General features: G+C 74.4%; 19 protein-coding genes. 10 read left to right on the forward strand and 9 right to left on the reverse strand.

Going from position 1 to position 18,217, the window contains the following annotated elements:
• Nucleotides 1-17: 17 nt before the first annotated feature.
• Nucleotides 18-797: an SRPBCC domain-containing protein gene (locus J2S41_RS15830; RefSeq protein WP_310368473.1), complete on the reverse strand. Its 780-nt coding sequence runs from the start codon at nucleotides 795-797 to the stop codon at nucleotides 18-20.
• A complete protein-coding gene (locus J2S41_RS15835; protein WP_310368474.1) occupies nucleotides 794-1,135 on the reverse strand; it encodes an ArsR/SmtB family transcription factor in 342 nt (113 codons plus the stop codon). Before J2S41_RS15835 ends, J2S41_RS15830 begins: the two co-directional genes overlap by 4 nt.
• A 93-nt stretch (nucleotides 1,136-1,228) precedes the next feature.
• Between J2S41_RS15835 and J2S41_RS15840 the strand changes: the two genes are divergently transcribed.
• Both J2S41_RS15840 and J2S41_RS15845 read left to right on the forward strand, forming a co-directional pair.
• Nucleotides 1,229-2,305, forward strand: coding sequence for an NAD(P)-dependent alcohol dehydrogenase (locus J2S41_RS15840; protein ID WP_310368476.1), 1,077 nt, complete (start codon nucleotides 1,229-1,231; stop codon nucleotides 2,303-2,305).
• Nucleotides 2,302-2,706 (forward strand): MerR family transcriptional regulator, encoded by a 405-nt coding sequence (locus J2S41_RS15845; RefSeq protein WP_310368478.1) that lies wholly within the window; start codon nucleotides 2,302-2,304, stop codon nucleotides 2,704-2,706. The genes J2S41_RS15840 and J2S41_RS15845 overlap by 4 nt, the downstream gene beginning before the upstream one ends.
• A 59-nt stretch (nucleotides 2,707-2,765) precedes the next feature.
• Here the strand turns inward: J2S41_RS15845 and J2S41_RS15850 are convergent, their stop codons facing one another.
• Both J2S41_RS15850 and J2S41_RS15855 read right to left on the reverse strand, forming a co-directional pair.
• A complete protein-coding gene (locus tag J2S41_RS15850) occupies nucleotides 2,766-3,068 on the reverse strand; it encodes a GNAT family N-acetyltransferase (RefSeq protein WP_310368480.1) in 303 nt (100 codons plus the stop codon).
• A 136-nt stretch (nucleotides 3,069-3,204) separates the two neighbouring features.
• Nucleotides 3,205-3,876, reverse strand: coding sequence for a helix-turn-helix domain-containing protein (locus tag J2S41_RS15855; RefSeq protein WP_374728132.1), 672 nt, complete (start codon nucleotides 3,874-3,876; stop codon nucleotides 3,205-3,207).
• Between J2S41_RS15855 and J2S41_RS15860 the strand changes: the two genes are divergently transcribed.
• The gene (locus tag J2S41_RS15860; RefSeq protein ID WP_310368483.1) at nucleotides 3,875-5,422 is read left to right on the forward strand and encodes an MFS transporter; all 1,548 of its coding nucleotides are present in this window, start codon (nucleotides 3,875-3,877) and stop codon (nucleotides 5,420-5,422) included. The genes J2S41_RS15855 and J2S41_RS15860 overlap by 2 nt on opposite strands.
• Before the next feature lie 265 nt (nucleotides 5,423-5,687).
• Here the strand turns inward: J2S41_RS15860 and J2S41_RS15865 are convergent, their stop codons facing one another.
• Both J2S41_RS15865 and J2S41_RS15870 read right to left on the reverse strand, forming a co-directional pair.
• Nucleotides 5,688-6,665 carry an alpha/beta fold hydrolase gene (locus J2S41_RS15865; RefSeq protein WP_310368485.1) on the reverse strand — a complete coding sequence of 326 codons (978 nt, stop codon included), beginning with the start codon at nucleotides 6,663-6,665 and terminating at the stop codon, nucleotides 5,688-5,690.
• A gap of 57 nt (nucleotides 6,666-6,722) precedes the next feature.
• The gene (locus J2S41_RS15870) at nucleotides 6,723-7,694 is read right to left on the reverse strand and encodes an aldo/keto reductase (RefSeq protein ID WP_310368487.1); all 972 of its coding nucleotides are present in this window, start codon (nucleotides 7,692-7,694) and stop codon (nucleotides 6,723-6,725) included.
• A 145-nt stretch (nucleotides 7,695-7,839) separates the two neighbouring features.
• On the opposite strand from J2S41_RS15870, the gene J2S41_RS15875 reads away from it, so the two are divergent.
• The 3 genes from J2S41_RS15875 (at nucleotide 7,840) to J2S41_RS15885 (ending at nucleotide 10,385) form a co-directional block, all read left to right on the forward strand.
• Nucleotides 7,840-8,445 (forward strand): TetR/AcrR family transcriptional regulator, encoded by a 606-nt coding sequence (locus J2S41_RS15875; protein WP_310368489.1) that lies wholly within the window; start codon nucleotides 7,840-7,842, stop codon nucleotides 8,443-8,445.
• Nucleotides 8,442-9,536 carry a Gfo/Idh/MocA family protein gene (locus J2S41_RS15880; protein WP_310368491.1) on the forward strand — a complete coding sequence of 365 codons (1,095 nt, stop codon included), beginning with the start codon at nucleotides 8,442-8,444 and terminating at the stop codon, nucleotides 9,534-9,536. The genes J2S41_RS15875 and J2S41_RS15880 overlap by 4 nt, the downstream gene beginning before the upstream one ends.
• A gap of 177 nt (nucleotides 9,537-9,713) precedes the next feature.
• Complete coding sequence (locus J2S41_RS15885; RefSeq protein ID WP_310368493.1) at nucleotides 9,714-10,385, forward strand: hypothetical protein; 672 nt, start codon at nucleotides 9,714-9,716, stop codon at nucleotides 10,383-10,385.
• A gap of 18 nt (nucleotides 10,386-10,403) precedes the next feature.
• Here J2S41_RS15885 and J2S41_RS15890 read toward each other — a convergent pair whose 3' ends face one another.
• From J2S41_RS15890 to J2S41_RS15900, 3 genes are all read right to left on the reverse strand, one after another.
• On the reverse strand, nucleotides 10,404-12,161 hold the full coding sequence (locus J2S41_RS15890) for an ABC transporter ATP-binding protein (protein ID WP_310376390.1): 1,758 nt from the start codon (nucleotides 12,159-12,161) through the stop codon (nucleotides 10,404-10,406).
• A 71-nt stretch (nucleotides 12,162-12,232) separates the two neighbouring features.
• Nucleotides 12,233-13,945 (reverse strand): ABC transporter ATP-binding protein, encoded by a 1,713-nt coding sequence (locus J2S41_RS15895; RefSeq protein WP_310368494.1) that lies wholly within the window; start codon nucleotides 13,943-13,945, stop codon nucleotides 12,233-12,235.
• Nucleotides 13,945-14,091, reverse strand: a complete 147-nt coding sequence (locus tag J2S41_RS15900) for a hypothetical protein (protein WP_310368496.1) — start codon at nucleotides 14,089-14,091, stop codon at nucleotides 13,945-13,947. The genes J2S41_RS15895 and J2S41_RS15900 overlap by 1 nt, the downstream gene beginning before the upstream one ends.
• Nucleotides 14,092-14,533: 442 nt before the next feature.
• On the opposite strand from J2S41_RS15900, the gene J2S41_RS15905 reads away from it, so the two are divergent.
• The 4 genes from J2S41_RS15905 to J2S41_RS15920 all read left to right on the forward strand — a co-directional run bounded on the left by J2S41_RS15905 (nucleotide 14,534) and on the right by J2S41_RS15920 (nucleotide 18,207).
• Nucleotides 14,534-15,028 carry a peptidase inhibitor family I36 protein gene (locus tag J2S41_RS15905; RefSeq protein WP_310368497.1) on the forward strand — a complete coding sequence of 165 codons (495 nt, stop codon included), beginning with the start codon at nucleotides 14,534-14,536 and terminating at the stop codon, nucleotides 15,026-15,028.
• 289 nt (nucleotides 15,029-15,317) lie between these two features.
• Nucleotides 15,318-16,451, forward strand: a complete 1,134-nt coding sequence (locus J2S41_RS15910; RefSeq protein WP_310368498.1) for a winged helix DNA-binding domain-containing protein — start codon at nucleotides 15,318-15,320, stop codon at nucleotides 16,449-16,451.
• A gap of 77 nt (nucleotides 16,452-16,528) precedes the next feature.
• Nucleotides 16,529-17,800 carry a DUF8832 domain-containing protein gene (locus tag J2S41_RS15915; RefSeq protein WP_310368499.1) on the forward strand — a complete coding sequence of 424 codons (1,272 nt, stop codon included), beginning with the start codon at nucleotides 16,529-16,531 and terminating at the stop codon, nucleotides 17,798-17,800.
• Nucleotides 17,797-18,207, forward strand: a complete 411-nt coding sequence (locus J2S41_RS15920) for a hypothetical protein (protein WP_310368501.1) — start codon at nucleotides 17,797-17,799, stop codon at nucleotides 18,205-18,207. The genes J2S41_RS15915 and J2S41_RS15920 overlap by 4 nt, the downstream gene beginning before the upstream one ends.
• Nucleotides 18,208-18,217: the final 10 nt, after the last annotated feature.

Consider the following 18,217-nt stretch of genomic DNA (forward strand, 5'->3'; position numbering starts at 1 on the left):
GTCAGGTGGATCGGCGCTCAGCCCAGCGGTACGACGTAGGAGTCCACGCGGGCGATCAGCTCGTCGCGGAAGGTGAAGACGTCGTTGAAGGCGAACCGGAACGGGCCGTGCGCGACACTCACGCCGCGCCCCTCGCCCAGCGTGACCACGACCGGCCCGTCCTGGTAGACGCGCTGCACGTCGAGCGCGGGGCTGCCGCTGAACCCCGGGTTCTCGATCTCGCCGTCGAACTCGGCCTTGCCGCGCGTGGTCCGGTGGCCGTGGATGACCCACTCCACGTCGTCGGTCAGCGTGGCGAGGATGCGCGGGTGGTCGCTCGCGCGGAAGCCGGCGAAGTAGTCCTCCACCACGTCGCGCCGGGTCCGCTGCGCCGACAGGTGCGCGGCGAGCGCGTCCAGGATCGAGGTCAGCCCGGTGGCGGCCCGCTCCGTGCGCAGCTCCGGCGGCAGGTGCCGCTGGTGGACGGTGAGCTCGGCGCCGTCGCCGGCCGCGCGGATCGTGACGGTGGTGCGCAGCCCGGTCAGCGGCTCGTCGAAGACCAGCTCGCGCGGCGCGTCCACGCTGACGTAGACGAACCGCAGCCGACGCACGGCACCGCCGGGCGCGCGGGTGTCCAGCGCGAACTCGCCGCCGGGGCGCAGGTCCACGGTGACGGAGCCGGCCGGCACGGTGGCGTGCGAGCCGCCCCAGAACGCGGCGATGCTGGCCGGGGAGGTGAACGCGGCCCAGACCCGGTCCGGCGTGGCCGGCAGGTGGCGGTGGGCGATCAGCTCGTCGCCGCGCAGCCGCGCGGTCACCGGGCCGCCCCGTCCTGGCCGAGGTGCCGCTCGAGGGCGTCGAGGCGGTCGTTCCAGGCGCGGCGCTGCTCGTCGATCCAGGTGCTCAGCGGCGAGAGCCGGTCGGCGCGCAGCCGGCACGGGCGGCTGGTGCCCTCGCGGCGCTGCTCGACCAGCCCGCAGCGGCGCAGCACGCCGAGGTGGTGCGAGATCGCCTGCTGGGTGAGGTCGAACGGCACGGCGAGTTCCTTGACCGTGGCGTCGCCCTGCGCGAGGCGGGCGACCAGGGCGCGGCGGACGGGGTCGGCGAGCGCGGCGAAGGCGGCGTCGAGGTCGGGGGCCGCCAGGGTGGAGGACATGCCCAGACCCTATTAACAAACAGTCATTTGCACAAGCGGTTCGTTGTAGAGGTGGGTTGCGTTGGAGTGCACTCCAACGCCTAGCGTCGCGCCATGCGAACGACAGGCATGGCCCTGACGGCTCCCGGCGGTACCTGGGAGCCCTACGATTTCGAGCGCCGGGCACTGCGCCCCGACGACGTCGCGGTCCGCGTCACCTGGTGCGGGGTGTGCCACAGCGACCTGCACGCGGCCGAGGCGATGACCGCCGGATCGCCGCCGCTGGTGCCGGGACACGAGTTCGTCGGCGAGGTCACGGCCGTGGGCGGCGAGGTGACGGAGTTCCGGGTGGGCGATCCGGTCGCGGTGGGCAACATCGTCGACTCGTGCGGCACGTGCACCGCCTGCCGCGCCGGCCAGGAGCAGTTCTGCGTGGAGTACCCGACCACCACGTACGGCGGCCGGGACCGCGTCGACGGCAGCGCCACGCTCGGCGCGTACTCCCGCGACTACGTGGTGCGCGAGGCCTTCGTGTACCCGCTGCCGTCCGGCCTGGACCCGGCCGGCGTGGCGCCGCTGATGTGCGCGGGCGCGACCGTTTACGAGCCGCTGCGCCGCTGGAACGCCGGCCCCGGCCAGCTGGTCGGCGTGGTCGGGCTGGGCGGCCTCGGTCACCTGGCGGTCAAGTTCGCGGTGGCGCTGGGCGCCCGGGTGGCGGTGTTCACCACGTCGCCGGGGAAGGAGGCGGCGGCGCGCGAGCTCGGCGCGGACGAGGTGATCGTCTCCGGCGACCCGGACGCGATGGCGGCGCAGTCCGGCCGGTTCGATCTGATCATCGACACCGCGTCGGCCAAGCACGACCCGTCGCCGTACCTGCGGGCGCTCCGGATGGACGGCACGCTCTGCATGCTCGGCATCCCCGACCGCTACGAGCCGGAGGCGATGGCGCTGCTCTACGGCTTCAAGCGGCTGACCGGCTCCGGCAGCTCCGGCCGGCCACGCACCCGGGAGATGCTGGAGTTCGCGGCCCGCCACGGCATCACCGCGGACGTGGAGCGGATTCCCGCGCGGCGCGTCGGGCACGCGCTCGACCGCCTGTCCCGCAACGACGTGCGCTGGCGGTTCGTGCTGGATCTCGCCGACCTGGACGCGGACGCCCCGGCGGACTCCGGCGTACGCTCGGCCGGGTGACGATCCCCACCACGACCGCGCTCGGCATCCGCGAGGTGGCCGAGCTGACCGGCATGACCCCGGACACCCTCCGCTGGTACGAACGTGAGGGCCTGATCCCGCTCGTCAAGCGAACCTCGGACGGCCGCCGCCGGTACGGTCCGGCGGCCGTCCGGTTCGTCCGGCTGGTCCAGGCGCTGCGCCGCACCGGCATGCCGGTCGCGGAGGTCCGCCACTTCGTCAGGCTCGGCCCGGGCGACCCCGCCTCCGCCGAGCGCCGGCTGCGCATCCTCGAGGAGCAGGAGCAGCGGCTGCACGCCCGGCGGGCCGAACTGGACGAGGACCTCCGCGTGGTCCGCGACAAGATGGCCGGCTACCGAGACCTGATCGCCCGGGGCCTCGACTGCGAGGACGAGGACTGACCCTCGCCGGCCCGTGACGGCACCGGCAGGGAGCCCGCTGCCCGCGGGAACACGGCCTTCTATTTGACCCTGCGATGAGTCCTGGCGACGAGCTTGTCGTACTCCCGGTGCGTGTCCAGCCAGGCGGTCAGCAGCGGGCAGATGGGCACGACCGTGCGGCCGCGGGCGCGGGCGTCGTCCATCACCGCGCGGGCGAGCGCGGCGTCGACGCCGGTGTTCTCGAAGCCGGGCTCGACGTCGGTGTGCGTGCACGCGATGATCGGGCCGGTCACCTGGTAGGTGAGCACGCCGGCGAGCGCGCCCGCCTCGTCCCGCGCCTCGAAGCGCTCCTTCTCGGCCAGGTCGGTCACCGTGTACGTCACCCGACCATCCAATCACGCCGTCACCCGCCGCCCCGGTCAGCCCGGCCAGGGCCCCGGTCCGGGGCCCTGGCCGGTGAAGGACGCCGCGGGCGGTCGCGCCGCGCGCCGGGGTCGATCAGCGCAGGGGCAGCGCCGATCAGGCGGTGACCGCGCGGACGTGGGCGCGTTCGCCCTGCCGTCCCACGAGGCTCAGGAACTCGACCGGGCCGGCGGGGGTGGCGCCGAACCAGTGCGGGGTGCGGGTGTCGAACTCGGCGGCCTCGCCGGCGGCCAGGAGCAGGTCGTGCCGGTCCAGCACCAGGCGGAGGGTGCCGTTGAGCACGTACACCCAGTCGTGGCCCTCGTGCGTACGCAGCGCCGGTTCCTGGCTCTCGGCCGCGGCGGGCAGGACGAACTTGTACGCCTGGATGCCGCCGGGGCGGCGGGTGAGCGGCAGGATGACCGCGCCGTCGTCGCAGGCCAGCGGGCGCAGGTTGATGCGCGGGTCGCCGGTCGGCGGCGCGTCGACCAGTTCGTCGAGCGTGACGCCGTGCGCGCGGGCCAGCGGCAGGAGCTGCTCCAGCGTGGGCCGGCGCAGGCCCGCCTCCAAGCGCGACAGCGTGCTGACGGAGATGCCGGTCCGCCGGGCGAGCGCGGTGAGCGTGACGTCGCGCCGCGCCCGCAGCCGCTTGAGGCGGGGGCCGACCGCGTCCAGTGCCTTCTCGAAGTCCTCGTCCACCCGACGACTTTGCCATTTGGCAAAGATGTTTGCCAGTCCGGCGAGGCGGCGCGCAGCATCGGCGGTGCTCCGACCGAGAGAGGGAACCATGAACAACACGTCCGTCGTCCTGATCGACGATCCGCGGCGGCGCCGCGCGGTCCTGCTGGCGGTGTGCGTCGCGCTGATGGCGGTGATCGCCTCCGTCACCGGCCTGAACGTGGCGCAGCCGCAGATCGCGCTGGCGTTCGGCGCGTCGCAGAGCGCCGTGCTGTGGATGATCAACGCGTACACCATCACGCTGGCGGCGCTGCTGCTGCCGCTCGGCGCGGTCGGCGACCGCTGGGGCCGCCGGCCGGTGCTGCTCATCGGGCTGGTCCTGTTCGGCGTGGCCAACGCGATGGCCGCGCTGGCCACGTCCACCGAGGTCATGGTCGCGGCCCGGCTGCTCAGCGGCGTGGGCGCCGCGATGATCATGCCGGTCACGCTGGCCGTGATCACCTCGACGTTCCCGGACGCCGAACGGTCCCGCGCGATCGGGGTGTGGACCGCGGTCGCCGGCGGTGGCGGCGTCCTCGGCATGTACCTGTCCGCGCTGCTCGTCGACGTGGCGACCTGGCGGTGGCTGTTCGCGCTGCCGATCGCGCTGGTCGTGGTCGCGGTCGCCATGACGCTGCGCGCGGTGCCGGACTCCCGCGAGACCAGCGCGCACCGGTTCGACCTGGTGGGTTCGCTGACCTCCGTGGTGGCGGTGGTCGGCCTGATCGTGGTGCTGCACGAGGGCCCGGAGCGTGGGTGGACCGCCCCGGAGACGCTGATCAGCCTGGCGCTCGGCCTGGCCGGTCTCGCGGCGTTCGCCGGATGGGAGCGACGGCACCCGGCGCCGCTGCTGGACGTCCGGCTGTTCCGCGAGCGGGGCCTGTCCAGCGGGTCGATGACGCTGCTGGCGGTCTTCGGCGTGCAGGCCGGGATCTTCGTGGTGCTCTACCCGTACTTCCAGGTGCTGCTCGGCTGGTCCGGCCTGCTGTCCACGCTGGCGCTGATGCCGTCCGCGCTGTCCATGATGGCCGCCTCGGGTCTCGCGCCGGTCGTGGCCGCGCGGCTCGGCGCCCGGGTCACCATGCTGGCCGGCGTCGTCGTGGGCGGCGCCGGGCTCGCCTCGATGGCGCTCGCCGTCTCCGCCGACCGCGGCTACCCGTCGATCCTGTTCGGCATGATCGCGATGGGGGTCGGCATGGGCCTGGCGATGACGCCGTCCACCGAGGCCATCACCACCGCGCTGCCGCGCGACCGGCAGGGCGTCGCCTCCGCGCTCAACGACGTCACCCGCGAACTCGGCACCGCGCTCGGCGTCGCGCTGCTGGGCACCGTGCTGTCCGCCGGCTACCGCGACGCGATCGACGCCCGGCTGACCGGCCTGCCGCCGGAGACCGCGGAGACGGCGCGGCTGGGCGTCGCCAACGCCGTCGCCACCGGCGCGGGCCCCGCGCTGGTCCGCGCGGCCGAGGAGGCGTTCATCGCCGGGTGGCGGCAGGCGATGTGGGTGGGCGTCGCGGTGATGGCGGCCCTGTTCGTGTTCGTCCTGCTCCGCGGCCCGCGCGCCGCCACCCGCACCACCGGCGCCGAGGTGGAACGGCCGGCGGACGTCCCCGCTTGACGTTGTCGGTGGCGGACCGGGAGCTGGTGTTCGAGGCGTTCACCGAGGTGCGGCACCTGTCGCGGTGGTGGGGCCCGCTCGTTCGAGTGCGGCACCGGCGTCCGCCTGTCCGGCCGGGTGGACGCATCCCGGATCACGCTGACGCAGCCCGGCGGGTCACGCGCCTGACCTGTACCGCGCAGGCGCCGGCCGGGTAGACGGACAGGACCAGGGCGTGCGGGTTCGAGAACCGCGCACGCCCTGGTGGTCGGGGGAACGGTGTTGGTCAGCGCAGGAACTCCAGGAGCATCGTGGTGAGTTCCCGCGGTCGTTCCTCGGTGAGCCAGTGACCGGTGTCGGCCATGACCCGAGTCTCGACATCGGCGGCGTAGCCCCGCCACTGGGTGCCCACGGCGCCGCTCAGGGCTTCTTCGCCGCCGACGGCCAGGACGGGCATCCGGAGCGGACCCGCCTCGCGGAACCTCTCGTTCTGGGCGATGTCCGTGTGGAGGGCCTGGTACATGTCCATCCACGCCTCGAACCGGCCGGGCTCGCGGAGGTACCGGGCGTAGAACTCGTAGTCGCGGTCGTCGAAGGCGCCGTCCACCGCCAGGTACTGCTCGATGAACCCCTTGACCAGGTCCCGCTCGTGTCCACGGACCAGATCCTCGGCGAAGTCCTTCTGGAAGAACCCCAGGTGCCACGTCGACAGCTCCCCCTCCGCGGGGAAGGCCGGGAACGTGTAGAGGGAGCGGTCGGGGATGGGCCCTTCCATCACGACCATTCGGCTGACCTCGTCGGGCCACATGGCGGCGTACGGGTAGGCGATCCACGCGCCGATGTCGTGGGCGACGATCTGGACGCCCTTGTCGAGCTTGAGCTGGGTGAGCAGCTCGTGCACGTCGTCGGCCAGTTGTGCCGTGTCGTAGCCCTTCGGCGGGACGGAGGATTCACCGGTCCCGCGCAGGTCGACCGCGATCACGGTGTGCTCCTCGGCGAGTGCCGTGAGCTGCGGCTCCCACTCGGCGGAGGTCTGCGGGAAACCGTGCAGCAGCACCACGGGCGAGCCGCTGCCACCGCGGAGGTAGTGCATCCGGAAGTCGTTCACCCGCGCGTACCTCGACTGGAAGCCGTCCGGCGGCCGATAGGACGACCCGGCGGCGGCCGGCTCCGGCCGCGGGTCCACGCCGGCGTTCCCGGTGCCCGCGAGAACGGCGATGGCGGCGATGACGGTCGCGATCAGGACGGCCGTTCTCTTTCTCATGGTTCTCTCCTCATGTCCGGGACCGACGCCCGCGATCAAGGGGACGGTGCGATCGGCTCAGTGGTCGACGGCGGCCATGTTGGCTTCGTCGTAGCGGTCGCCGGTGGCCGGCGCGAGGTTGCGCAGCCGGGCGATCTGGCCGTCGGTGAGGCTTATCTGGTCGGCGGCGGCGTTCTCCTCCAGCCGGTCGATGCGCGTGGTGCCGGGGATGGGGACGACGTCGTCGCCCTGGGCGAGCAGCCAGGCGAGCGCGACCTGCGCGGGCGTGGCCCCGGCGTCGGCGGCGACGGCGCGGACCTCGTCGACGATGCGCATGTTGCGTTCGAGGTTGCCGCCGGCGAAGCGCGGGTTGGTACGGCGCCAGTCGTCGGCGTCGAGGTCGTCCAGCGAGCGGATGCCGCCGGTGAGGAACCCGCGGCCCAGCGGGGAGTACGGTACGAGACCCACGCCCAGCTCGCGCAGGACCGGCAGCACCTCGGCCTCGGGGTCGCGGGCCCACAGCGAGTACTCGGACTGCACCGCGGCGATCGGGTGAACGGCGTGCGCCCGCCGGATCGTCGCGGGCCCGGCCTCCGACAGTCCGATGTGGCGGATCTTGCCCTCGGCCACCAGCTCCGCCAGCGCGCCGACGGTCTCCTCGATCGGCGTGTCCCCGTCCCCCCGGTGCTGGTAATAGAGGTCCAGGTGGTCGGTGCCGAGGCGGCGCAGCGACCCCTCCACCGCGAGCCGGACGTTGGCCGGGGTGCTGTCATTGCCCGGGCGGCCGGTGTGCGAGATGTGGCCGAACTTGGTGGCGAGCACCACCTCGTCCCGGCGTCCCCGGATGGCGCGGCCGACCAGTTCCTCGTTGACGTAGGGCCCGTACGCCTCGGCGGTGTCGATGTGCGTGACGCCGAGGTCCAGGGCCCGCCGGATGGTGCGGATCGACTGGTCGTCGCGTTGGCCGGCGCCGGTGTAGAAGGCCGACATGCCCATGGCGCCCAGGCCGATGCGGGAGGTCTCCAGCCCGCCGAGCGAGGTGGTTCTCATCGTGGTGATCCTCTTCCTGTGGTAGCGCGACCGACTTAAGTCCCGGTCGGTCCAGAACGCTAGCACATCTGGACCGATTGGTAGTAAAGTCGCTCGGGAAGCTGGTCACCCGGGCCCGCCGACCCGGATCGAGGAGGATGCCGTCATGAGTGGATCCCAGAGCACGGCGTTCGGCCGCCCCCGGGAGTTCGACCTCGACGAGGCGCTGGAGCGAGCCATGCAGGTGTTCTGGGCGCGGGGATACGACGGCACCAGCCTCACGGACCTGACCGGCGCGATGGGGATCACCAAGTCGAGCATGTACGCCGCCTTCGGCAACAAGGAGCAGCTCTTCCGCAAGGCCGTGCAGCGCTACGCCGAAGGGCCCGCCTCCTACGCGACACGCGCCCTGCGGGAGCCGACCGCGCGCGCGGTGGCCGAGGCGTTCCTCCGCGGAGCCGTCCGGACCACGACGGCGCCCGGAAGCCCGGCCGGGTGCCTGTCGGTGCAGGGTGCGCTGGCGGTGAGCGAGCAGTGCCGGCCGGCGCACGACCTGCTGGCCGGCTGGCGCATCGACGCGGGCGACCAGCTCGAGGCGCGCTTCCGGCGCGCCGTCGAGGAGGGTGATCTCTCGCGTGACGCCGACCCGGGACGCCTCGCCCGATACGTCATGACGACGGCGTTCGGCATCGCCGTCCAGGCCGCCAACGGGCTCGGGCCCGACACGCTCGACGAGATCGTCGACACGGCGCTGGTCGCGTGGCCGGCGTGACCGCCCCGCTCGGCGTCGGGATCGTCGGGCTGAGCGCGTCGGGCGGATGGGCGGCCGGGGCGCACCTGCCCGCGTTGTCGGCGGTCGACGGGATCGAGCTCACCGCCCTGGCGACGAGTTCCCACGCGTCGGCCGCCGCCGCGAGCGCCGCGTTCGGAGTGCCCGGCTACGCCTCGGTCGAGCAGCTCGTGAAGGACGACAACGTGGATCTCGTGGTCGTCGCGGTCAAGGTGCCCCGGCACCGTGAGCTGGTGTTGCCCGCGCTACGGGCGGGAGTCCCCGTGCTCAGCGAGTGGCCCTTCGCGGTCGGCCTGGCCGAGGCCGAGGAGATGGCGGGCGCCGCCGGCCACACGCGCACCTTCATCGGCCTTCATGGACGCTCCTCGCCCACCCTCCGCTGGCTGGCCGGCCTCGTCTCCGACGGGTACGTCGGGGACGTGCTGTCCGCGACGGTGCTGGCGTCATCGGTCGAGTGGGGCAGCCCGGTCTCCGAGCGCATGCGATACACCCTCGATCGCACGCTCGGCGCCACGATGCTCACCATCGCCTTCGGGAACACCATCGACGTGGTGTCGATGATCGTCGGCGAGTTGCGGGACGTGGTCGCCACGACGGCGACCCGGCGCCCGGCCGTTCCGCTCGGCCGCACCGGGCAGACGGTGCCGATGACCGCCGAGGACCAGATCGCCGTCTCCGGCACACTGCCCGGCGGGGCGATCCTCTCCGTCCATCACCGTGGCGCAACGGTCCCCGGACCCGGGTTCTCCATGATCATCGACGGTACCGAGGGAACCCTCGAGATCAGCTCCGCGAACGGATATCCGCACCTTTGGCCGGTCACGGTGCTCGGCACACGAGGTCGCGCCCCGCTGACGCGACTGCTACCGCCCGATCGGGACGACGACTACCCACACCTGGCCGGGACACCGATGCACAACCTGGCGCACACGTACGCGGCGATCCACAACGATCTCGTCGACGGCACCACGACCGCCCCGGATTTCGCCCACGCCGTCCGGCGTCACCGGCTCCTGGACGCGATCGTCCGATCGGCCGCCGAGGGACGGCGCGTCTCTCTCGCGGAAGTCTGACGGGGAACGCCCCGGAAGGATTGATGCCGATGACCGATAACGGCCTGCACGACCAGCTCACCGCGTGAGGTCCTCGGACGGCTCCGGCCGGCCTGGCGGATCACGGATCGCACGGCCGCGGCGGCCGGCCCGCCGACGCTAACCTTCATCCATAGGCATGGATGAAGGGGGACGCCTGTGTCGCGCAGGGTCGGGCATGCCGTCGGTGCCGCCGCGTCCGTGCTGGTCGGCGTGGGCATCGGCATCGTGGCGAACGTGGTGACGGCCAGTTGGTCGTGGACGTGGGCGCTGGCGCTGGGTGCGCTGGTGTCGAGTCTGGTCGCGCTGGAGACGGTGCGATCGCTGCGCGGCGGCGGCGATCCGGAGTCCGGACCGGTCGGTGTCGCGGGCAGGTACGCCGTGCTGGGGACCGCGTCGGTCAGCCTGATCGCCATCGTCGCGCTGGTGTGGCTGGTGCCGCGGGGCGGCGGGCGCGCCGGCACGTCCTGCCAGTACGAGCCCTACCCGACAATCCCGGAGCTGGCGTATCGATGCGTGATGGACCGGTGGCGGCCGGACTCGACCATCCCGGTGTTCGACGCGGCGCGGCCCGGCGCCGAGGCCGGCGAACTGCGCCAGCACACCGGCGCACGGCAGTACTTCGAGTGCCAGCTCCCGGGCGAGCCCATCGCGCTGGACGGGACGGTGCGCACCGGGCACTGGGCGCTCACGCTGGCCGACGATCCCCCGCACTGGGGCGTGGTCCCGCAGGTCTACTTCGAGGACGGCGGCTCCGGCGAGCGCGACCGGGCGCTGCCCGACTGCGGCACCGCCCAGCTCGACAAGATCGGGAAACCGTACCGGCGGTAGGGCTCCGGCGCTCCGCGGTCATGAGACCCCGCCGTTCCAGGACCGCCACAGGTGCGCGTACCGGCCGCCGGCGGCGAGCAGGGCGTCGTGCGTGCCCTGCTCCACCACGCGGCCGTGGTCGAGGACGAGGATCCGGTCCGCGTCCGCGGCCTGCACCAGGCGGTGCGCGACGATCAGCGTGGTGCGGCCCTCGGTGGCGGCGGCCGCGGCCCGGTCCAGGTCACGGGCGCCCGCGCTGCCCGCCTCCGCGGTGGCCTCGTCCAGCACGGCGACGGCCGGGTCGGCCAGGATCAGCCGGGCCAGCGCGAGCTGCTGGGCCTGCGCGGCGGTCAGCCGGTGGCCGCCCTCGCCGACGTGCGTGGCCAGGCCGTCCGGCAGCGTACGCAGCCAGCCGGTGGCACCGACCCGGTCGAGCGCCTTCTCGATCTCGGCGTCGTCCGCGTCCGGCCGGGCCAGGCGCAGGTCCTCCGCGAGCGGGCCGGCGAAGACGTGCACCTCCTGGCTGACCAGCGCGATCTCCTTGCGTACCCGGATCTCTCCGAGGTCTTCCAGGGGTACGCCGCGCAGGCGCGCCGCACCGTCCGAGGCCGGGATGATCCCGGCCGCGATCCCGGCGAGCGTGCTCTTCCCCGCGCCGCTGGCCCCGACCAGCGCCACCCGCTCCCCCGGCGCCAGCGTGAGCGTGACGTCCTCCAGCACGGTGGGGCCGTCCTGGTAGTGGTGCCGGCGCACCGTGACGCTCAGCGCGGCGTCGTGGTCCCCCACGACCGGATCCGCCGCGGCCGGTACGGGCGGCAGCGACGCCACCCCGACCAGTCGCGCCAGGCTCGCGCCGGCCTGCATGACCGCGTCGGATTCGAGCAGGATCAGGCCGATCGGGTTGAACAGCCGGTGGAAGTACAGCGCCGCCGCCGTGGCCGCGCCGACCGTGACCGCGTCCGCGCGGACCAGCAGGAATCCGGCGATCAGCACGGTGCTGAGCCCGACGAACTCGGCCCGGTTGATCCGCAGCCCGAACCGGGTGAACACCCCGAACACGGTCAGCCCCAGGTCCCGGGCCGCGGCCGACCGGTCCGCGATCCGCGCCACGTGCGCGTCCTCGGCGCGGTAGGCGCGGACCGTGGCGGCGCCGTGCAGCGCGCCGGCCATCGCCTGGGACCGCTCGCCGGTGGCGATCCGCTCCCGGGCGTAGTAGGGCGTCGACCGCGGCAGGTACCAGCGCAGCGCCAGCACGTAGCCGGGGGCCGCGACCAGCCCGGCCAGGCCGAGCCGCCAGTCCAGCGTGAACAGCCCGCCCGCGGTGAGCACCACGGTGAGCAGCGCGCCGACCATCAGCGGTCCGATGCCGGTGATCGCGTTGGTGACCACGGCCACGTCGTCGCCGGCGCGCGCGACCAGGTCGCCGGTGCCGGCCCGCTCCAGCGTGCTGGACGGCAGGTGCAGCGCACGGTCGAGCACGCGCTCGCGCAGCCGGGCCAGCACGGTCTCACCGAGCCGCGCCGCGGCGGCGGCACCGGCGGCGGTGAGCACGCCGGCGACCACGGCGGCGGCCGCGATCACGCCCGCCCACATCAGGACGCGGTCGGTGCCGGCGCCCGCGATCACGTCGTCCACGAGCCGGCCGAGGACCCACGGCGCGATCAGGCCGGACGCGGACGCGGCGACCAGCAGCACGCCCGCGGCGGCGCTGAGCCCGGGCAGCCGGCGGAACTCGGCGACGACCGCGGCCCAGGCCTCCCGGCCGGTGGCGGTGGGCAGCAGGTGGGTGGTGCTCATCCCGGGCTCCGCCGCCTGCTGCGGTTCCGGCGTGGCCGGCGCTGGAGCTGATGATTCGCGCGCGAGCTCGCTCATCGCAGGACTGCCTCCCGGTATCGGGCGTCGGCCGCGGCCAGCGCGTCGTGGGTTCCCTCGGCGACCACGCGGCCGCCGTCCAGCACCGCGATCCGGTGCGCGGCGCGCAGCAGCGCGGGACTGCTGGTGATCACCAGGGTGCCGCGCGGCGCGGTGCCACGCGCGGCGGTCAGGCCGTCCGCGACCAGGCCCTCGGTCACCGCGTCGACCGAGGTGGTGGGCTCGTGCAGGACCAGCACCGGCGGGTCGGCGGCGAGCGCGCGGGCCAGGCCGACACGCTGCCGCTGCCCGCCGGAGAGGTTCGCGCCGCGCTCGGTCAGCACCCGGTCCAGCCCGTCCGGGTGGGCGTCGACCACGTCCTCCGCGCCGGCGGCGCGGAGCGCACCCAGCAGGGGCTCGTCGCCGTCCGCGGCCGTGCCGGCGGCCAGATTCGTCCGGAGCGTGCCCTCGAACAGCGCCACGTCGTGCTGCTCGACCAGCAGCGCGCCCCGGGCGGCGTCCAGCGTCAGCGTCTCGGCCGGCACGCCGTCGATCCGTACCGCGCCCCGGTAGTCCTCCCGCGGCACGCGCCCGGACAGCAGCGTGACCAGCGCGTCCGCGTCGCGCGGGTCGTAGGCGACCACGCCCACGATCTCCCCGGCGCCGACGGTCAGCGACACCCCGTCCAGGTTGCGGTATGCGACGCCGTCCAGCGCGAGCCGCGTCTCCGCCGGCTCGCCGGGCGTCGCGGACCCGGGCGTGACCAGCGGCGCCGCGCCGAGCACCCGCCCGACCCGGGTCGCCGACGCCTTCGCGGTGGCGAACAGCTGCACGCACCAGCCGAGCGTCTGCACCGGCTCCGCGATGAACTGCGCGAGCCCGATCACCGCGACCAACTCGCCCACGGTCAGCCGGCCGCGCAGCGCCAGCCACCCGGCCACGCCGGCCACGGCCGCCAGGAACAGCCCGTTCACCGCGGTGGTCAGGCCCAGGTGCAGGCCCTTGGTGTTGGCCGCGCGCAGCGTGACGCCGAGCGCGTGCGAACTGGCCGCCGCGTACCGCCGGGCCGCGTGGTCCTGTGCCCCGATGCCGCGCAGCACGCGCAGCCCGGAGACCAGGTCGACCGCGAGCGCGGTGGTGGTGGCCAGCGCCTCCTGCTGGGCCTCGCTGCGCCGGGTGAGCAGCGGCGCGAGCCGTTGCAGGGCGAGGACCACCAGCGGTACGCCGAGCAGCACGCCCAGCCCGAGCGGCACGTCCACGACCAGCAGCGCGGTCGCGGAGACGGCCAGCGCGGTGATCGCGGCCGCCGCCACGCCGGCCGCGCGGAGCACGAGCGTGGACAGCTCCGCGTCGGTGGCGGTGACGGAGAGCAGTTCGCCGTCGCGCAGCCCGGCCCGCAGCCCGCGTGGGTCGAGCGCGCGCCGGGCGATCTCCACGCGCGTGGTGTGCGACTCGTGCTCGACCGCGGCGTAGCCGAGGCGGGCGCCGAAGAAGTAGGAGAACGCCAGGACGGTGAAGAGCAGCGCCAGGCCGGCGAGCGACAGCAGGAGCGCGCGGGCGTCGGAGGTGTCGACCGCGCGGTCGATGACCACGCCGATCATCACCGGGACGAGAGCCTCGGCGGCCTGATGGGAGCACAGGAAGACCACGCTCACGCCGATCCGGGTGCGCTGGCGGCGCAGTATCCGCCGCTGCACCGCGCTGGCGGACAGTTCGCCGGCCGTCGCCATCAGGAGCCCGCGAGTTCGGTCAGGGCCGGGCCCATTCGGTCGGCGAGCCGGATTCCGGTGCCGAGCGAGGCGGCGCCGGAGCCGATCGGGTCGACCCGGCCGGCCTTCACGGCGGGCGGGTTCTTCCACGGGTCGAGGTCGGTCATGGCGGCATTATCCGGTGCGGCGGTGACGCCGTCGGGACCGGCGCCGCCGTCTTTGCGCACGTCGATCCGCTCGGCCGAGCACTCCTCGGTCCGCGCGGCCCGCGACGCGGACGGCTCCGCCGACCGGACGCCGCGCGCCGGCGGCCGGTGGTGTGCTCTCCGTGGCCACCCGCACGAACGAGAACGCTCGTCGCAAGCGAATCCACAATGGCCACCGCCGGCCGCCGCCACCTGTGCGCCGGCCTGTCCCGGCGACGGAGCGCGTCTACTTCCGCGGCGCACCACGGCCCGACCCCCTGACCGGCCCGGCGACGCGGCGAGCGCCGACCCCTGTCAGATCGAGGACAGTCGATTACGGCGTGCGCTCTCGCATGGGAGCGTTTCGGCGTCGAGGGCCTTCGGCACGTTGGAATCGTCCATACGACGAAACGGGGTACAACGCATGAATCGCATCCTCCAGCGTGCTCTGGGCGCGCTGGCGCTGGCCGGAGCACTGGTGCTCAGCACCACCGGCCCCGCCTCCGCGGAACCGTCCTCGGCCGGCTCCGCCGGTGCCGCCGTCGCGGCCGACCGCGCGGCGGACATCACGCCCGCCTCGCCGGAGCTGGCCGCGCGCCTCGCGCTGTCCTGCCCGTCCGGCAACGTCTGCGTCTGGCCCAACACGGGCGGCACCAGCAACCGGTGCACCTGGACCAACGCCGACGCCGACTGGCGCAGCGGATCCGTCGCCTGTTCCTGGTCGGGCACGCAGCCGGTCCGCGCGGCATACAACAACGGTCAGAGCACGGCGTACGACGTCGTGTGCCTGTACCGGAACGCCAACTACAGTGGTGGCTACCTGTTCCTGTTCCAGCGCGGCGACTCGTGGACGAGCTCCAGCGGCGTCTTCACCCGCTCGCACCGCTGGCTGGCACCCACCACCCCCTGCCTGAGCTGACGCGTCAGGCACGTCCGGCACATCGCGGTGCCCCGTCCCGGTCTCGGCCGGCACGGGGCACCGCCCCGGATGCGGTGACCGGAGCGCCCGTTCGGGGCAGCCGGCCGGTGTCCCGGCTCCGAGACCGGCGCTGGCAACGATGTGGGCTCGGCGAAGACCGCCGCGGAAGCCCGTGGGAGTACGGCATGACCGGGCGGTACGCCGCCTCGGGGTCCACGATGAACGATAGATGTCGCGGTGAAACCGATTTCTGGCCCCGCGACGTCCCGCGGTTCGGAACACTGTCCCGATGACGACGCCGACGATCACCACCCGGTCCCTCAACCGCGCAGCCCTCGCCCGCCAGTTGCTGCTGGCCCGCGCGCCGCTGTCCACGCCGGAGGGCGTCCGCCGGGTGGTGGCGTTGCAGGCGCAGTCCCCCGCCTCGCCGTACCTGGCGCTGTGGAACCGGCTGGCCGGCTTCGATCCGGCCACGCTGGACGCCGCCTACGCGGACGGCACCGTCGTGCGGGCCACGCTGATCCGGATGACGCTGCACGCGGCGCACGCGGACGACTGGCCGGTGCTGCACGGCGCGATGGCGCCGCGGCTGCGCGACGGGCGGCTCTACGACCAGCGCTACACCTCCACCGGGCTGTCCGACGTGGACGGTGACGCGCTGCTGCCCGCGCTGGCCGAGTTCGCCGCCACGCCGCGCACCGGTACGGACATCGAGACGATGCTGACCGAGCGATCAGGCGTGCCCGGCCGGTGGGTGTGGTGGGCGCTGCGCACGTTCGCGCCGCTGCACCACGTGCCGACCGGCGGGCCGTGGGCGTTCGGCCCGCCGCCCGCCACCTACGTCGCGGCGCGGGGATCGCGGCCCGCGGAGGAGGCGGCGCAGGCGCTCGTGCTCCGCTACCTGGAGGGCTTCGGGCCCGCGACGCTCCAGGACATCGGGCAGTTCACGCTGATGACCCAGTCGGCGATCCGGCGCGCGGCCGACGCGCTCGGCGACCGGTTGATCCGGTTCACCGGCCCGGCGAAGGCGAAGCTGCTGGACGTGCCGGGCGGCGAGATCCCGGACGAGGACACGCCCGCGCCGCCGCGGCTGCTGCCCATGTGGGACAGCATCCTGCTGGCCTACGCCGACCGCAGCCGCGTCGTCCCCCCGGCGTACCGTCCGGTGATCTTCCGCCGGAACGGCGACGTCCTACCGGCCGTGCTGGTCGACGGGCAGGTCGCCGGCGTCTGGCGGGCGACCGGCGACGGCATCGAGGTGACCGCGTTCCGCCCGCTCGACGACCCGGCGTGGCACGGGCTGACCGGCGAGGCGCGGTCGCTGATCGCGTTCCTGGCCGGCCGCGACCCCGAGGTCTACAGCCGGTACGGGCACTGGTGGCAGAAGGACCTGCCGGCCGCCGACGTCCGGACGCTCCGCTGAGCCTCGTTCCCGGGAACTAGTCCCGCTCCGCCCCGCGCCCTACGCACCGGCCCGGCCGGATTCCTACCGTCTGGAGCATGCTTCTCCGACTTCTCCTCGCGGCGTCGTTCGTCGCCGTGACCGTCGCCGCGGGCGGCGCGCCGGCCGTCGCGCACGCGCCCGCCGTCGCCGCGGACACGCTGCTGGCGCAGACGATCGGCGGGATGGAGCTGACGCTGGCGATCCGGCGCGCCACGGAGGTGCCCGGGCCGCTGCGGGTGGACGTCATCCCGCACGTCCCGGTGCGCGCCCTGCCGATCGAGGTGACGGTCCGGTCGGCCACGTCGACGGCGGTCGCCACCGGGTCCGCCCGGCTGGAGCGGGACGCCGCGCGTACGTACCCGGTCGCCCTGACCGTCGGCGAGAGCGGGCCGCACTGGCTGGAGCTGCGCGCCGGGGACGAGTTCTCCCAGTTGCCCTTCCAGGTGCTGCTTCCGCGCGCGTCGGCCGCGCAGCTGTGGACGAGCGGTGCGCTCGCGGCGGCGGCGCTGCTGCTGATCGGCGCGCTGGCCGCGGCCGGCCTGGGCCCGCGCCGGATTGCGCTGCCGCTCGGCGGTGCCGGCGGGATGGCGCTGGTCGTCGCGGCGACGCTCGCCGTGGCGCCGCCGGCCGACCCGGCCGGGGCGGCCGAGCCGGCCGGCCGGCCGTACGTGCAGGCCCGGTTCACCGCGGTCCCGGCCGGCGCGGATCTGCTGCTGCGGTTCACCCTGCTGGACTCCTCGACCGGCCGGCCGGTGGACGACCTGGTGCCGCACCACCAGGCACTGGCGCACGCGGTGGTGTCCTCCGTGGACGGCGCGAGCCTCCACCACCTGCACCCCCGGCGCACGGCCGCCGGCCAGCTGGAGATGCGGCTGCGCGGCGCGCGGCCGGGTCCGTACCGGGTGGACGTGGAGTTCGAGCGCGAGGACTCCGGCGGCCAGCTCGTCTCCGGCCGCTTCGAGGTCGCCGGGGCGGCGCGCACCGAGGCGGAGACCCCGGCGACGCTGCCGACGACCCCCGGGCGGGTGGTCGCCGGCCGGCCGGTGCAGATCGAGATCGACACCGGGCCGGGGCGGGTGCAGCCGTGGCTGGGCATGGCCGGCCACCTGATCGTCCGCACCGAGCGAGGGGACTTCCTCGGGCACGCGCACGAGCAGGCGTCGATGGCGGCCGGCGGCGCCGTGCCGGACGACACCGTCGCGGCGTTCGAGCCGCGACTGCGTTTCGCGTTCACGTTCCCCGAGCCGGGGCGCTACTTCGTGTGGCTGCAGTACGCCCGGGACCTGCGGATCGTGACGGTGCCGTACGTGGTCGAGGTCGCACCGTGAGCGCGCGGACCGTGACCGGGCTGATCGCGCTGGCCGTCACGGCGGTGCTGGCCGTGCTCGGCGTGGTGCGGGCCGGCCGCCCGGACCCGGCCCCGCTGACCGGCGGCGGACGCGAGTTCATGGTCGCCGCGCGGCTCGACCCGGCGGCCACCGGCGTGATCGGCGTGGAGATCGAGCTGTCGCGGCGCGACGGCGGGCCGGTCGCCGTCCGGGCGGTGGCGGTCTCCGCCGTCATGCCGGCGATGGGTCACGTCACGGCGGAGCGGGCGGCGGAGCCGCTGGGCCCGGCGCGCTTCCGCGTGCACGGGGAGCTTTTCACCATGCCGGGGGCGTGGCGGATGGACGTCCGAGTGGACACCGATACCGGATCCGATGTCGTCGGCATCGCGGTCACGGTCGACCGTTGAGGAGGAAACG

Origin of the sequence: Catenuloplanes atrovinosus, from assembly GCF_031458235.1 — a bacterium.
Lineage (GTDB): Bacteria > Actinomycetota > Actinomycetes > Mycobacteriales > Micromonosporaceae > Catenuloplanes > Catenuloplanes atrovinosus.